Origin of the sequence: Flavobacterium sp., from assembly GCF_024642105.1 — a bacterium.
Classification (GTDB): domain Bacteria; phylum Bacteroidota; class Bacteroidia; order Flavobacteriales; family Flavobacteriaceae; genus Flavobacterium.
This window is the reverse complement of the sequence record NZ_JAHEBT010000052.1, coordinates 420,280-435,715: the sequence shown is the minus strand read 5'-3', so window position 1 is coordinate 435,715 and position 15,436 is coordinate 420,280. Positions and strand designations below refer to the sequence as shown.

The following is a 15,436-nucleotide window of genomic DNA, read 5'->3' as shown; positions in this document are numbered from 1 at the left end:
GTAAACTAAAAACAAATCATTATGGATTTAAAAGAAATTCAAAACCTAATCAAATTTGTTGCAAACTCAGGAGTTGCAGAGGTTAAATTGGAGATGGACGATGTAAAAGTGACCATCAGAACGACTTTAGAAGGTAATGCTACAGAAACAACAACGTATGTTCAGCAAATGCCTGCACAACCCATGTTGCAACAAGCAGTAGCTCCTCAAGCAGTAGCTCCAGTAGCTGCGGCACCAGTAGCACCAGCAGCACCAGTAGCAGAAGAGTCTAAATATATTACGATCAAATCACCAATTATTGGTACTTTCTATAGAAAACCTTCTCCAGACAAACCTGTTTTTGTTGAGGTAGGAAGTAGTATCGGTAAAGGAGATGTTTTGTGTGTAATTGAAGCAATGAAATTATTCAACGAAATCGAATCAGAAGTTTCTGGTAAAATTGTTAAAATTTTAGTGGATGATATGTCTCCAGTAGAATTCGATCAACCATTATTCTTAGTAGATCCGTCTTAATTTGAAAAAATGTAGTCATTTGAATTCATTTTCAAATTTTCAAATTGTTTAATTTTCAAATTAAAAAATCTATGTTTAAAAAAATATTAATTGCAAATAGAGGAGAAATTGCACTTCGTGTAATTCGTACTTGCAAAGAGATGGGAATCAAAACAGTTGCTGTTTATTCTACTGCTGATGCGGAAAGTTTACACGTAAAATTTGCAGATGAAGCAGTGTGTATTGGTCCCGCTCCAAGTAATTTATCGTATTTGAAAATGTCCAATATTATTGCAGCAGCAGAGATTACTAATGCTGATGCAATTCACCCAGGATACGGTTTCCTTTCTGAAAATTCAAAATTCTCAAAAATCTGTCAAGAACACGGTATCAAATTTATTGGTGCAGCTCCAGAAATGATTGATAGAATGGGAGACAAAGCTTCGGCTAAATCGACCATGATTGAAGCAGGAGTTCCTTGTGTTCCAGGTTCAGTAGGTATTTTAGAATCGTACGAACAAGCAGCAGAATTGGCTAACCAATTTGGTTACCCAGTAATGTTGAAAGCCACTGCTGGTGGTGGTGGAAAAGGAATGCGTGCTGTTTGGAAAGAAGAAGATTTATTAAAAGCTTGGGAAGGCGCTCGTCAAGAGTCAGCTGCAGCTTTTGGAAATGACGGAATGTACTTGGAGAAATTAATCGAAGAGCCTCGTCATATCGAAATCCAAATCGTAGGAGATTCTTACGGTAAAGCCTGTCACCTTTCTGAAAGAGATTGTTCTGTACAACGTCGTCACCAAAAATTAACAGAAGAAACACCTTCTCCATTTATGACCGATGAATTGCGTCTAAAAATGGGAGAAGCTGCTGTAAAAGCTGCAGAATATATTAAATATGAAGGAGCTGGAACAGTAGAATTCTTGGTAGACAAACACCGTAATTTCTATTTCATGGAAATGAATACGCGTATCCAAGTAGAACACCCAATTACAGAACAAGTAATTGATTACGACTTGATTCGTGAGCAAATTTTAGTGGCAGCTGGTGTGCCAATTTCTGGTAAAAATTACTTGCCACAATTACACGCTATTGAATGTCGTATCAATGCCGAAGACCCGTACAATGACTTCCGTCCGTCACCAGGAAAAATCACCACCTTGCACATGCCAGGCGGTCATGGTGTGCGTTTAGATACTCACGTATATTCAGGGTATTCTATTCCGCCAAACTACGATTCTATGATTGCTAAGTTGATTACAACAGCACAAACACGTGAAGAAGCTATCAGTAAAATGAGAAGAGCATTGGACGAATTCGTAATTGAAGGAGTTAAAACTACGATTCCGTTCCACAGACAGTTGATGGACGATCCTCGTTATATTGCGGGTGATTACACAACAGCTTTCATGGACACATTCAAAATGAATGATCCGGAATAAGAAATAAAAAAACATTTCATAGAAAACCTTGCAGCAATGCAAGGTTTTTTTGTTTTAAGTCGTGCATAAGCAATCTCAATTTTGCTCTATCAGAGCAGATTCATAAATTATCCATCCAATCTAATTTTCATTTTCGTATTTTTGGTTGGAGACAAATTCTAATTACTCAAAACCATAAAATGAAAAACAACTTAGCGGCTTTATTGAATCAATTAGAATTCCATATTCCAAGTAGTGAATTGATTAATCCACAAGTATCACAATCTACTGTTGGATGGCAAATTGAACATTCGCTTTTAACCATAAATGGGATTGTTAGCGCTGTACAACAGTCCAATCCGAAAGATTATAACTGGAAGTTTAGTTTGATGAAGTTGGTTGTATTGGCAACGAAAAAAATTCCCAGAGGAAAAGCAAAAGCACCCAAAGTTGTGGTCCCAAAAGCACTCATAAACAATGAAGATTTACAAGAACATTTGTCTAAAACAAGAGACGCAATTAAAGCGTTGGAGGTAGTTTCCAAAGATCACTTTTTTGAACATCCTTACTTTGGAAAATTAAAATTAAAAGAAACAATCCGTTTTCTTGAAATTCACACAGGTCATCATTTAAATATTATTGAAGATATTGTCAATAATAAAAAGAGGGCGTCCTAAAATCCATATTCTTGTCAAACTGAACTTGTTTCAGTTTCTTTAAAATAATTGATTTGAACTATTTATAGATTCCGAAATAAATTCGGAATGACAATTTTTTTACTTTTGGCCGCTCTCTTCCTATTTATATTACAAAGTTTCTTTCAGCCATTTGAAAAATTCTTTTTGCCAAATTTGCGCATTTTGAGGTTTTAATACCCAATGATTTTCTTCTGGAAAATACAAAAATCTACTTTTTATACCACGAAGTTGTGCGGCTTGGAACGCTTCTTGACCTTGTCCTATTGGCACACGGAAATCTTTTCCACCTTGAATAATTAAAATGGGTTTGTTCCATTTGTCTACAAGATTCATTGGATTGAACGTAGTGTAACTTTTTTGCGCTGCGGCATTGTCTTTTTCCCAATACGCACCTCCAAAATCCCAATTATTAAAGAAGACTTCTTCGGTAGTACCAAACATACTTTGGGTATTGTACACTCCATCGTGAGCAATAAAAGTTTTGAAACGGTTGTTGTGGATACCAGCTAAATAAAATACAGAATAACCACCATAACTAGCGCCCACACATCCTAAACGTGTTTTATCTACATACGATTCTTTGGCCACGTCATCAATCGCTGATAGGTAATCGTCCATTACTTGTCCGCCCCAATCTTTACTGATTTGCTCATTCCATGCTACACCATGACCTTGCATTCCACGACGGTTGGGAGCGACTACAATATAACCGTTAGCTGCCATTAATTGGAAATTCCAACGGTACGAATAAAATTGTGTCAAAGCACTTTGAGGTCCTCCTTGGCAATATAATAAGGTTGGGTATTTTTTTGTAGCATCAAAATTAGGAGGTAAAATTACCCAAACTAACATTTTCTTCCCATCGGTAGTAGTTACATAGCGTCTTTCCGTTTTGCTTAGCGCCAAAGTGTTGTAAGTTGCTGTGTTCACATTAGACAATTGAGTCCAGTTTTTCTTCTTTAGATGAAACGAGTAAATTTCAGCGGCATGGTTCATGTCGGCACGAGTTAAGAGGATCGTATCTCCAGAAAAACCAATAATATCATTCATATCAAAATCGCCGTTGGTAATTTGGCGCACCTGAATTGCTGTTTTTGTCATGCCTGGAAAGTTCACTTCAAAAAGTTGTTTGGTTCCGTCAACAGCCGCAATAAAGTAGATACTTTTGCCGTCTTTACTCCATAAAAAATGATCCACACTTCCGTCCCAATTCTCCGTTAAGTTTAACTTCATTCCTTTGAAGGCAACAATGATATCGTTTTTGTCTGCCTCATACCCGTCACGTTTCATTTGTAACCAAGCTAAATTCCCAGCAGATGAAAATTGAGGTGCCATATCATACCCTTGGTTATCTTCGGTTAAATTAGTTGTGTTTCCTGTAGCTAAGTCATATTGATAAATATTAGTATTGGTCGAAATAGCATATTGTGTGCCTGCTTTTTTCTTGCATACATACAAAATACTTTTGCTGTCTGGCGACCAAATATAATCTTCGTCTCCGCCAAAAGGTTTTTGTGGACTATCGAAGTTTTCTCCTTTTAAGATGTCAATTCCAATAGCTCCTTCTTTGTTTTCTTTGTAAAAAACGTGATTGAATTTCCCTTCGTTCCAAGTGTCCCAATGACGGTAGTCTAATCCATTGTAGATTTGTACGTCAGATTTTTGTAGTTCTGGATAAAAGTCTTTTCCATGTACTTTGTCAATTTTTACTTCTTCGTTGTACACGATATATTTTCCATCAGGCGAGATATTTTTGTCGGTCAAGATAGTTTTACTGTCTTTAATTTCTGTTGACACACCTCCAGTAATCGGTAAAATGTAGGTTTTTGAATTGGATTTGTTTTCTGCTACAGAGGGCGTACTTACTTTATAGACAATATTTTTGCCGTCTTTAGAAATACCTAAAGGACTAATTCTGCCTAATTTCCAAAGTAGTTCAGGAGTCATTGTGTTTTGCGCCATGGCATGTAAACTGATTAAAGTGAAAAGAATTATTTTTTTCATAACATTTATTGTTTTTCGGTTCATAAAAATAATTAATTCTAATGAGAAACGCGATTTTAATGCGAAATTTTAGCCCAGATGGGAACGGCATCCTTTTTCTTTTTTTGGATGAGGGGAGGTTTTGGGATAAAAAAAAGAAAAAGATATAGTGGACAGCTGGAGATAGCTCCAAAAAAGTATTATTTTTATGCCTATTCAAATAGTGTTTAATTCTTGAAAGCATTTTTAGATTCTTTTTTATGGTGAAGTTGAAACGTATTTTGTACAAAGTTGTGTTGTGGTTTTTTGGACTTTCTGTTTTTTTAGTAGTCTTTTTCAAATTTGTCCCTGTGCCATTTACACCTTTAATGGGTATTCGTATTATTGAAAATAAGTGGGATAAAAAACCGATTTATTTTGAGCACAATTGGGAACCCATTGAAAACATATCAATGAATTTGCAAAAAGCAGTAATTGCTAGTGAAGACGGCACTTTTTTACGACACCATGGATTTGACTTTAGCGCCATGCAAAAAGCATTTCAAAATAATTCAAACGGGAAAAGAATAAAAGGAGGGAGTACTATATCTCAACAAACGGCTAAAAATGTATTTCTATGGCAGGGCAGAAGTTATTTTAGAAAAGCGTTAGAGGCTTATTTTACGGTTTTGATTGAATTGATTTGGGGTAAAGAGCGCATTATGGAGGTATACCTGAATAGTATCGAAATGGGCGATGGGATTTATGGAGCGCATGCAGCCACACAGTATTGGTATGGTAAAGATGCTTCGAGTTTAACTAAAATGGAAGCGGCTGGAATTGCGGCTATTTTACCCAATCCAAGAAAATTTAAAGCGTCTAATTCTTCGGCTTTTATCAATAGGAGAAAAGCAAGAATTGTTCGTGTAATGCGGCATATAGGAAAGATTCAGTATTAGGACATAATAAATTAAATACAAAAACCTCAAGATATCTTGAGGTTTTTGTATTTAATAACCTTGCTAATAATCAAGTATTTATATTTTATTCTAGAGCTAAATTTATTTTTTTTTTGAAATAAAAAAAACTTTTTTACTGTTTCTAGGTCTAAAGTAATGAGACAAATAATTAATATAAAAATTACAAATAATTTCTTAAATCTTTTAAAAATGAAAAATCAAAAAATTCTTATTGCTTTAGCATTATCAGTAGTGCTTTTTAGTTGTTCAAATGATGAGCCTGTTGGTGTCGGTGCTACTGCTGCTACAAGTTCAACTTATGAAGTAGTAGCTGCAACTGCTTTGCCTACTTCTGTTTCGACCTATATTGCATCTAATTATGTTGGAGCAACAACGACAGAAGTTAATTTAGTTTCAGATGGGACGTATGTCGTATATGTGGCTAAAACTTCGGCGACGACTGCAAAATCAACTAGCTCAGCAGCAAATACGGTTGTAACTAAATTAAGTTTTACAACTAAAGGAGCATTGATTTCCGCTAAAGTGCAATCTGTTGTGGCAATAGCCGATTTGTTGCCAGCGATTACAACGTATATTTCTACTAATTATGTGGGCGCTGTTATTAATAATGCACACATAGAATCAGACGGTAGTTTTCATGTTATGATAACTGCTGCTGATGGAAATAAAATAAAATTAAATTTTAAAGCAGATGGTACTTTTGTTTCTGAGAGAGCCTTAAAGGCCAATGGTAATCATAGACACAATCATGCTAATAATCATACGCCAGTTGCAATAGCTGATTTGTTGCCTGCAATTACTACTTATATTTCTACTAATTACACAGGAGCCACCATTACTTCGGCACACAAAGAATCAGATGGAAGCTTTGATGTTTTTGTTACAACTGCATCAGGAGCTAAATTGAATATTAATTTTTCTGCTTCAGGTACTTTTGTTGCTGTGAGTTCAGATGATATTCATCACTCAGACAATGGAACTGTAATAGCAGTTGCTGATTTGTCTGCTATAATCAAGACTTATATCTCTACAAATTATGTGGGTTCAACAATAGTTAGTGCAGAAAGAGAATCAGATGGTACTTTTGAGGTGCATATTCTTACAGCAGATGGTTTAAAATTAGAATTAAAATTTAAAGCTGATGGTACTTTTGTTTCATTAAGCTCTCACAGCAATAATCATTACCCATCTAATGAGGCTTCAGTTGCTATAGCTAATTTACTTGCTGATATCAAAACGTATATTGCAACAAATTATGTCGGTGCTACAGTTAAAGAGGCTCATATAGAATCAGATGGTACCTATGATGTAATTATTACTACAGCTGCGGGAATTAAAGTTAAACTAAATTTTAGCGCAACAGGAGTGTTCTTAAAAATTAAAAGCTAATTAAGAAAGTATCCCTTTTTCAAAATACAAAAGCAAAGGCTGTCAATTGATTGATAGCCTTTGTGCCTGTATTTTAAAAATGAATGGAATGTTTTTTGTGGTTTTTGAATGCTAAAACAAAATGTATTATTTTTATATATAGAAAAAAAATTATTTATAAAAACTAAATCAGATAATTAGGGTCTAATAGATAGATTAGGTAAATTAAATGGCTTAAATATTAAATTTAATAACTTGCAATTGGAGAATGAGGTTGATTTTGTAAAGAGGTTGATCAGCAATAATCAAAAGGATGCTGCCTTTAAAAAATTGCTGGATCTGTATCAAATAAAGTTGTATTGGCTTATTCGTAAGTTAGTAGGGACTCACGAAGATGCAGATGATGTTTTACAAAATACTTTTATTAGAATTTATAAAGGCCTGCCTAATTTTTCACAAGATAGCACCTTGTACACTTGGATGCATCGAATTGCGTATAATGAATCGCTCCGTTTTATAGAGCAAAACAAAAAAAAATATCATATTTCAATTGATGATGTCAATAGAAAGTATTTGGATAATTTAATGGGAGATTCTTTTTTTGAAGGCGACGAACTTCAAGTAAAATTACAGCAAATACTTTCAGAATTGCCAGATAAGCATCGAGAAGTATTCAATATGAAATATTATGACGATTTAAAATTTAGGGAAATTGCCGAAATTACAGGAATGAAAGAAGGAAGTTTGAAGACATCATATTATAATACGGTAAGTGTCATCCAGAGTAAAATTGAAAATATAGATATTTCACTTTTAAAAAAGTAAGATTAAATTAGCGATAAAATGAGAAAAGACAGAAAAAATGTGATAGAAACACATCAGTTACAGGATGAAAAGCTAAATAAAATCCATAAAGAAGAACTAGGATTAGATTTTCCGGAAGGATACTTTGCTCAATCAAAAAATGAAATTTTGATGAAAACCACTAATGATACTACTAGTCATACAGTAAATTGGTTTTTGCACAAAAAGAATATTTTGAAAATTGCGGCTAGTATAGCTCTTGTTGTAGGAATCGCAGTCTATTTTCAGTTTTCATCTAATACTATTTCAGGCACTAATGAAGCATCAATAGTAGAAAAAGAATCTTCTAATGAAATTAACCAATCGCTAGTACAATCAGATTCAAATCGAGATATTGAAAACTTAGAATCAATTATGTCTAAAACCAATAAGTATATTGAACATCAAAAAACGAAAGTAGATAATGTTGTTCAAAATGAAAATGATATCTTAGTCAAATCATTATTTCTTGAAGAAGCCGAAGTAGATCAATATATTGAAAATTCTATTCTAGAAGACATTTAAACTTAATTCTAAATTATAGTCAAAAAAAATAAATGAAATCAACAACTACACTTTTAATTATTGCGTTTATGTTACTTTTAAGTCCGACAAAGACGATGGCGCAAGACAAAGATGCAATAGAAAATCTTACCATAGAGCAACAAAAACTTTTAAAAGAACAACGTGATCTTATGAAGGCCAATAGAGATGCTTTTAAGGCATCGCTTACAGCCGAGCAATTAGCCATTCTAAAAGACCGGACGTTAACTAAAGAACAACAGCAATCTGCTCTTGTGGCAACTTTTACAGCAACTCAAAAAGCCATTTTAAGTGAAAATAGAGAAAGAGCTAAAGCACTTAAAGAAGAATTTAGAACAACTATCACAAAGGAGCAAAGGCAACAATTACATTCCCAAAACGAAAATAAAATTAGAGAAAAAATAAATGAGATAAAAGAACGGAAAATGAGAAAAAATTAATTTTTTTCATATCTTGTGTCCAAGTAAGTAATTGATTGTTTCGATTGCTTACTTTTTTAATTTTAGGCCAAAATGAAAAAATACATTACTTTATTTTTTTTTATTTCAATAGTTTTTACTTCTTTCTCGCAAGAAATGGCAGATAAAGAGACGGATGACTTTATTGATGACCTATTCCAAAACAATAAAACCTTAGATGAAGTCTTAGCTTCATTTTCCGAGTATCAGCTTTTATACCTTTCTATGAACTACAACAGTAACACTTATTTTTCTGGACGAGATATAGGCGTTCATCAATATAGTTTGAGTCCTAAGATAAGTTATCTTCACTATTCAGGATTATCGTTAAATGTGTCTGGTATTTACTATGATAAATTTGACCCTAAATGGGATTTGACTACCGTAAATATTGGCTATGGAAAAAGTTTAGGAAAGAATACTACTTTTAAATATTATACTTCATACACAAGATATTTTTACAACAATGGTCTTTCTAACTCGTTTGAAAACGATATTAATGTTGGAGTTGGAATTAAGAATAAGAAGAAAACAATTGGGACACAACTTTCAGGATCGTATTTATTTGGTGCTGATAAAGCTTTTCAACTAGCATCGACCACTTATTTTGTAGTTAAACTAATCAAAACGCCAAAATACCGATTGGACATTAGGCCTCAATTCAGTGTAATTGCTGGAGACCAAACCGTTGAGTTGTCTCGGACTTATATTCAGAATGGTCGTTTAGTAACAGATTACACGACAAATAAACAATTTTATTTGATCAATAAGCAAGTCAATTTCCCAATTCAATTTAGCGTCAACTCTTTTGATTTTGAGTTGGGTTACAATATCAATTTTCCATCGCCAATAGGAACCGAAACTAATTTAAAAAACACCAATTATTTTAATTTTTCGGCAGCTTATTTATTTGATTTGTAATTAATACTGCCCTTAAAATTATTCTTTTTTTAATAAATTAATCAATTCTGTTGGGACTTGAATTATTGTTCCATGTCTTGTTCCTTCCGGAAAGCTGATTTCGTCTGAGATGTCTTTCCACTCATTAGCCATTTTGATTACGGCACCGTATTTTTTGTCTTTGTATTTGTCAAAATATACTATTTGTTTCCCATTTATATTAGCTACACTTGGTCCTTCAGCCCAATATTTTCCTGTAATAGGTAGACTAACATTGTGATAAGGTCCAGTTATTTTTTGGCTATGAGCAATTTTAATGTTTTTTTGAGCTGGGTTAGGAGTCTCGTCTTTCATAAACATAGCATAGCCATCCTCTTGATGAACAATTGTTGCATCAATTACATTAAAACCAGGATCAAATAAAAGTTTTGTTCGTTTGAATTTTTTAAAATCTCGGGTTGTGGTATAATAGATTCTATGATTATAACCATTTTCAACAGTTGGTTTGGTCTCAGAGAATTTATTATCAATTGTGGAAGCCCAATAGATAATGTATTTTTTATGTTTGTAATCATATGTTATTTCAGGGGCCCAAGTGTTGCGTGCTGTTTTGAAGCGGCTCATTACGGGGATGAATTCTTGTTTTGACCAATGAATTAAATCTTTTGATGAGGCATAACCAATTCCTTTGTCTGTCCAACTTACCGTCCAAACCATGTGATACCAACCATCGGCCCCTAAAATGATATTAGGGTCTCTCATTAATTTGTCTTTTCCCACTTCGGGAGCTAAGAAAGAGGAGTCATTTTTTAATGCTTTCCATTTGTATCCGTCTTGGCTGTATGCCAAATGTAGTCCATCTTGTCCGTTGCCTTTGAAATAAGAAAAAAGATAGCCTTCGGATGGTGTAACATAACCATTTTCTACTAACCACTTCTCGCAGGTTTTTGGCCAATCTTTATGAGTACCTCCAGTACCTAAACCAAATCCATGTCCGCCATTTTCATATAGATGCATTTCGGCAGGTACGTTATTTTTTCTCAAATTAAGGTAATAATTAATTGAATTTACAACCGGAACGGCTTTGTCATCAGAGGCATGAACTAGAAATGCTTTTGGAGTATCTGAAGTGATTTGCTTTTCATTGGAATATTTCTCAATTAAATTTTGACTTGGATTGGTGCCTAAAAGGTTCACTTTAGACCCACTATGGGTTATACCATCTTCCATTGAAATTACGGGGTATATCAAGATAGAAAAATCAGGCCGTGCACTTATAGTTGCGTCGGACTCATATACGTTATCTTGGTAATGAGTTGATAATGTAGTGGCTAAATGTCCACCTGCTGAAAATCCCATAATTCCTATTTTTGTTGGGTCTAGGTGCCATTCTTTTGCATTGCGTCTGATTGTTCTTATGGCTTCTTGAGCATCTTGTAGAGGACCGATGGTTTTATCTTTCATAATAGCATCGTTTGGCAATCTGTATTTTAAAACAAATGCTGAAATCCCTAGACTATTGAGCCATTTAGCTACTTTAAAACCTTCTTTATTAATAGCTAAATGAGCATAACCTCCCCCTGGACAGATAATTACAGCTGCTCCGTTTGATTTCTTAGAATCGGCTAAAAAGAGGGTTAGTGTTGGTTGGACCACTTTGTTCACTCCTTTTATAATTTGTTCTGAATCATAAAGGGTTTCTTCTTTATATTCTGAATTTTGGATAGCGCTTGGGATTTTTTCCCATAAAGGGATTTCTTTATTTTGAGCAAATGATAATGCTGTTCCAAAAAGCAGCAAAAGCAGCGTCCATTTAGTCATTTTTAGATTATTGGTTTTGTTTTTCATACAATTCTATTTTAACTATTCAATTGTATTTTAATAGTACTTTATTTCATTTTATAGATTTCTGTCCCTGCTAATAAGAAACAACCCAATCCATAATCTTCAAAGTCTGGAATTTTATCGTATGATAGTGGTTGCCCGTCTTTAGGTTCTTTTCCCGTTGATTGAAGGTAACCCAAGAATCCGTTTTCGTGCAGGCTTTCTTCAGTAAGTGCTTTCCATGCTTTTTGGATCACAGGTAGATAAATTTCTTTTTTCAAGATTCCATTGTTGATTCCGTATGCAATTCCGTAAACAAAAAGTGCAGTTCCTGAAGCTTCTTTTCCTCCATAATTATTTGGGTCGTGCAAACTTGCATTCCAAAATCCATCCACTCTTTGAATTGGAACTAAAGCCGCCGCCATGGTTTTTAAATCTGTAACGTATTGGTCTCTGTGTGGCGCATCTTTTGGGATTATGGTTAATACTTTGGCTAAAGCTGCAATTACCCAGCCGTTTCCACGACTCCAGTAACAATCTTGGCCGTTAGGTTCTTGGTACGGAGGGTCAAAGTCGGCATCGCGCCACCATAGTCCATCTTTAGTATTAAAAAGGCCGCGGTCACCATGTTTATTTCTGGAGTACATATACATTTCGTACATTTTTTCAAAGTAACGATTGTCTTTTTCTAACACTCCCATTTTAGCAAAAACAGGCATTCCCATTTGGATGGCGTCAATCCACGACCAATCATCCAATTGAGGGGTATTCAACAACATATTCATAGTTGCTTTTGTGTTTTTTAATTTTTTAGCGTCAGGTTCTAAATTGTACAAATCAATATAGGTTTGAGCCGCACAATAATTGTCGGCATTTCTAGTTGTATTTCCAGAGTTAAAACCCCATTTGTGAAATTCTGCCCAAGCATAAGCGTAGTTATAATACGTTTCTTTTGGGTATATTTCGTGTAGTGCCATTAGCCCTTCATAGTACACTCCTCGTGTCCAAATATTGCTAGGACGTTCTTTGTTGGTAATAATGGTTTTACCTGTATCAGGCCATTTGTCCATAAAATAACCATTGGCTGTTTGCATTTGCTTTAAAATTAATTTTTTATCAAATGCTTGTTGTGCAATTGTATTTGCAGAACTAATGAGTGTAATAGTTAAGAGTAAAAATAGCTTTTTCATTTTTTTATAAGTGTAGTAATTGAATTAGTTCTTGTTTTGTAAAGGTGTGATACTTACAGGTCCTAATAATCCTGAAGGAGTAGGTTCCCATTTAGTTGCATCAAATTTTTTATAGTCTTTGTCTACCATATTGATTTCGTAAAATATTTTCCATTCTTCCCCTTTTAGTTCCATATTTCGGATACGGTTGGCACCAAGATTAGTTACTTTAATCGTGAGTTCGTTTTTTCCTTTTTTTAGTTTTCCAATATTCAAACTAAATGGGTTTGCCCATGCTGTTCCGATAAAAACACCATTAAGCCATACTTGAGCGCTTTCGCGAACGTCGCCCAAATTCAAACTCCAATTATCAGCGGTTATGTTAGGTGCGTTAAAAGATAAACTGTAGGTTGCTGTTCCAGAGAATGCTTCGGCTTCGGGGCTTAATGTGGTCCAAGATTTTAAACTAGACAATGAAGCTTTAGAAGGAAGTTGAGGTCCTCCTTTGTCGAAGGATATTTTCCAATTGCCATTTAATGCGATGGGTTCGTTTGTTTTTTCTGTGTACTTCCATTTTGGTTGAGAAGCTTGATTTTCGGTTTTCAAGAACAAGGCTTGCCCCGACTCTAAATGGACTTTAACCATAGTTATATCGTTTTGTTTCTGTACAATCGCGTTACCATAATCTTTAGTTAATGGGTCAAAAATCACTACCTCTTTATTAGCAATTTGTAGCGGAATAAAATCATCAATCGTTTTTGAAGTGTGGTTAACGATATAGTATATTTTCTCACCGTTGCTATCTCTTCGGATGTATTTTAATCCAGTTTCAATTAATTTTTCAGGATATACTTTAGCCTCTGCTAGTGCTTTTGAGATATCGCTTGTTGGTTGAAGAATTTCTTTATTAGCGTCAAGCAAAGCAATCATTTGTTTGTTTTGATTTTCGTATTCAAAATATCCAGGAACAGATGAGGGAAGTCCTTCAAAAATAATTTTGCCGCCAGCTTTTTTTAGTGCGATTAATTTTTCTAATGTAGCTAATGGCATTTTTTCGGAAGGAGGGACAATTAATGATTTGAATGTGCCTCCAGGGAGCGCTATTTTTCCATCTACTACTTGGGCTTGTGCAATGAAATTATCCGAGATAAAATCGACTCCATAACCTTGTTTTATCAAGTTTTGTGTGGTAGTATAAAAAGGGGTGTTTTTTAACCATTCACCCAAAGAGTGGATCTTAAATTCGATGAATAAAGAGCCTTCAAGATAGTGACTCCAAGTATCATATACAGGCCAATACAATAAAGTTTCATTATCTGATTTTCCTTGTTGCAACATCGATTGGCAATTGGCAATATAAGAAAATAGGGCAGGAGCATCTTCCCAAGTGGTGTTGTTAGCATTAAAATTAGCCGACGCATAAAATTTCCAACCCGGCCATTTTGCATTTTCTGGTGAGTAGGTAGAGCCGTGCAGGAAAATATGATTAACACCGTTTAAGAGTAAATCTTCTGCTTCGGGTTTGCACTGAGATAAGGCTATTTTGAAATGATCACGTAACCAAGTAAATGTTTCTGATGAAACTAATGGTTTGCCAGAAATATGAGCTGCCGAAGATGAGAATTTTAGCATTACAGGGTCGGCATCGCCTTCGCGAATGTCTTGTTTTTCTCGTCTTAATCCTAAAACGTCGTATGGCATGGAACCAAAAGTCTCGCATTCAGGAATGTCTGCTGAAGCATATAAATCTATTAGATTGCCAGGAGAACCGTGTGCTTGTAATTTTGTTTTAAAGTTTTTAGAGTGCGCCCAATTGGTCCAAGGTTTATCAAAACGATTCAACAACAAATCGGATAGCGTCTCGCGGTAGTCACTTTTTATTCTATTGTCGGCTTCTAGATTGTTTTTGCTGAGAAGTTTTGGCAATTCTTTTTTAAGGTCGTATCCTCTTCGACTCTCAAATTCTTTGAAGAATTGAGGTGTAAAATCAGTGCCATATACTTCGTAGCTGTCATTGAAAATAGAGCGAATTCTACCTTCAAAACCTTTAAGAGCAGTATTAAAAGGAGTCACATAAGTATTGAGTGCTTCTTCTGAATAATGGTCTAAAGTGTATCCTTTGCCACCAGGTGCAGCACGTTTTACTTGTTGTCCGGTTTTACCACTAAAAACGCCATATAAGGTATAGTCTGTTTTTTTGGCTGTCCATTCTAATATGTTTTCTTTTAATTGATTGGTTAAGTCTATATAACTGCCGTCAGCTCCATAACCAACAACATGTAGTAATTGCGCTGGTGTTTTTTCTTTGGTAGGGTCTATCTTGATTTCTTGAATGAATTTAGCCCCTTTTTTTACAGTATATTTTTCTACAATTAGTTTGGTTGCAGCATGAGGTACATCTACTTGAGGACCTCCATAAGGCCATCCAGTACCTAAAACCATATCTACTTGCATACCTGTACTGTCTGCAATTTTGATGGTATAATCTAACATTTCCATCCACTTAGGAGAAAGATAATCTATGAAATTATTTTCTTGCCCTTTAACCCCGTAGATTGGGGTAATTTCTACTCCTCCAATTCCAGCTTTTCGTAAATCAATCAGGTTTTTTTTGAGATTGGGTTTGTCTACAGCACTTCCCATCCACCACCAACGAGCCCAAGGTTGACTGGTATTGGTTATTTTTGGCCAAGGAGAAGCGATTGTTTGACTTACTATTCCTTGAGAAAAAACCGAGAATAAAATAATTATAATATGGTTAAGGTTTGATTTTGTTGACAT

Annotated in this window: 13 protein-coding genes; 9 read left to right on the top strand and 4 right to left on the bottom strand. The window is 34.7% G+C overall.

Features of this window, described 5'->3' with window-relative positions; genetic code table 11:
• The first annotated feature begins 21 nt into the window (after positions 1-21).
• From accB to Q0L65_RS07435, 3 genes are all read left to right on the top strand, one after another.
• Positions 22-513, top strand: a complete 492-nt coding sequence (gene accB, locus Q0L65_RS07445; RefSeq protein WP_296684919.1) for an acetyl-CoA carboxylase biotin carboxyl carrier protein — start codon at positions 22-24, stop codon at positions 511-513.
• Positions 514-584: 71 nt separating this feature from the next.
• Positions 585-1,931: an acetyl-CoA carboxylase biotin carboxylase subunit gene (gene accC / locus Q0L65_RS07440; protein WP_296684918.1), complete on the top strand. Its 1,347-nt coding sequence runs from the start codon at positions 585-587 to the stop codon at positions 1,929-1,931.
• Positions 1,932-2,110: 179 nt separating this feature from the next.
• The gene (locus Q0L65_RS07435; RefSeq protein ID WP_296684916.1) at positions 2,111-2,587 is read left to right on the top strand and encodes a DUF1569 domain-containing protein; all 477 of its coding nucleotides are present in this window, start codon (positions 2,111-2,113) and stop codon (positions 2,585-2,587) included.
• Between the two features lie 129 nt (positions 2,588-2,716).
• On the opposite strand, the gene Q0L65_RS07430 is transcribed toward Q0L65_RS07435, so the two are convergent.
• On the bottom strand, positions 2,717-4,612 hold the full coding sequence (locus tag Q0L65_RS07430) for a S9 family peptidase (protein WP_296684914.1): 1,896 nt from the start codon (positions 4,610-4,612) through the stop codon (positions 2,717-2,719).
• A 239-nt stretch (positions 4,613-4,851) separates the two neighbouring features.
• Between Q0L65_RS07430 and mtgA the strand changes: the two genes are divergently transcribed.
• The 6 genes from mtgA (at position 4,852) to Q0L65_RS07400 (ending at position 9,683) form a co-directional block, all read left to right on the top strand.
• Positions 4,852-5,529, top strand: coding sequence for a monofunctional biosynthetic peptidoglycan transglycosylase (gene mtgA / locus Q0L65_RS07425; protein ID WP_296684913.1), 678 nt, complete (start codon positions 4,852-4,854; stop codon positions 5,527-5,529).
• A gap of 210 nt (positions 5,530-5,739) precedes the next feature.
• Positions 5,740-6,939, top strand: coding sequence for a VCBS repeat-containing protein (locus Q0L65_RS07420; RefSeq protein WP_296684911.1), 1,200 nt, complete (start codon positions 5,740-5,742; stop codon positions 6,937-6,939).
• Positions 6,940-7,248: 309 nt separating this feature from the next.
• The gene (locus tag Q0L65_RS07415; protein ID WP_296684909.1) at positions 7,249-7,743 is read left to right on the top strand and encodes an RNA polymerase sigma factor; all 495 of its coding nucleotides are present in this window, start codon (positions 7,249-7,251) and stop codon (positions 7,741-7,743) included.
• 18 nt (positions 7,744-7,761) lie between these two features.
• Positions 7,762-8,286, top strand: a complete 525-nt coding sequence (locus tag Q0L65_RS07410) for a hypothetical protein (RefSeq protein WP_296684908.1) — start codon at positions 7,762-7,764, stop codon at positions 8,284-8,286.
• Positions 8,287-8,318: 32 nt separating this feature from the next.
• Positions 8,319-8,744, top strand: a complete 426-nt coding sequence (locus Q0L65_RS07405) for a hypothetical protein (protein WP_296684907.1) — start codon at positions 8,319-8,321, stop codon at positions 8,742-8,744.
• 72 nt (positions 8,745-8,816) lie between these two features.
• The gene (locus Q0L65_RS07400; RefSeq protein WP_296684906.1) at positions 8,817-9,683 is read left to right on the top strand and encodes a hypothetical protein; all 867 of its coding nucleotides are present in this window, start codon (positions 8,817-8,819) and stop codon (positions 9,681-9,683) included.
• Positions 9,684-9,701: 18 nt separating this feature from the next.
• Here Q0L65_RS07400 and Q0L65_RS07395 read toward each other — a convergent pair whose 3' ends face one another.
• Genes Q0L65_RS07395 through Q0L65_RS07385 form a run of 3 tightly spaced genes read right to left on the bottom strand, consistent with a single transcriptional unit; the run spans position 9,702 to position 15,436 of the window.
• Positions 9,702-11,510, bottom strand: a complete 1,809-nt coding sequence (locus tag Q0L65_RS07395; protein WP_296684905.1) for a prolyl oligopeptidase family serine peptidase — start codon at positions 11,508-11,510, stop codon at positions 9,702-9,704.
• Between the two features lie 41 nt (positions 11,511-11,551).
• Positions 11,552-12,676: a glycoside hydrolase family 88 protein gene (locus tag Q0L65_RS07390; protein ID WP_296684904.1), complete on the bottom strand. Its 1,125-nt coding sequence runs from the start codon at positions 12,674-12,676 to the stop codon at positions 11,552-11,554.
• Between the two features lie 24 nt (positions 12,677-12,700).
• Positions 12,701-15,436, bottom strand: coding sequence for a glycosyl hydrolase (locus tag Q0L65_RS07385; protein WP_296684903.1), 2,736 nt, complete (start codon positions 15,434-15,436; stop codon positions 12,701-12,703).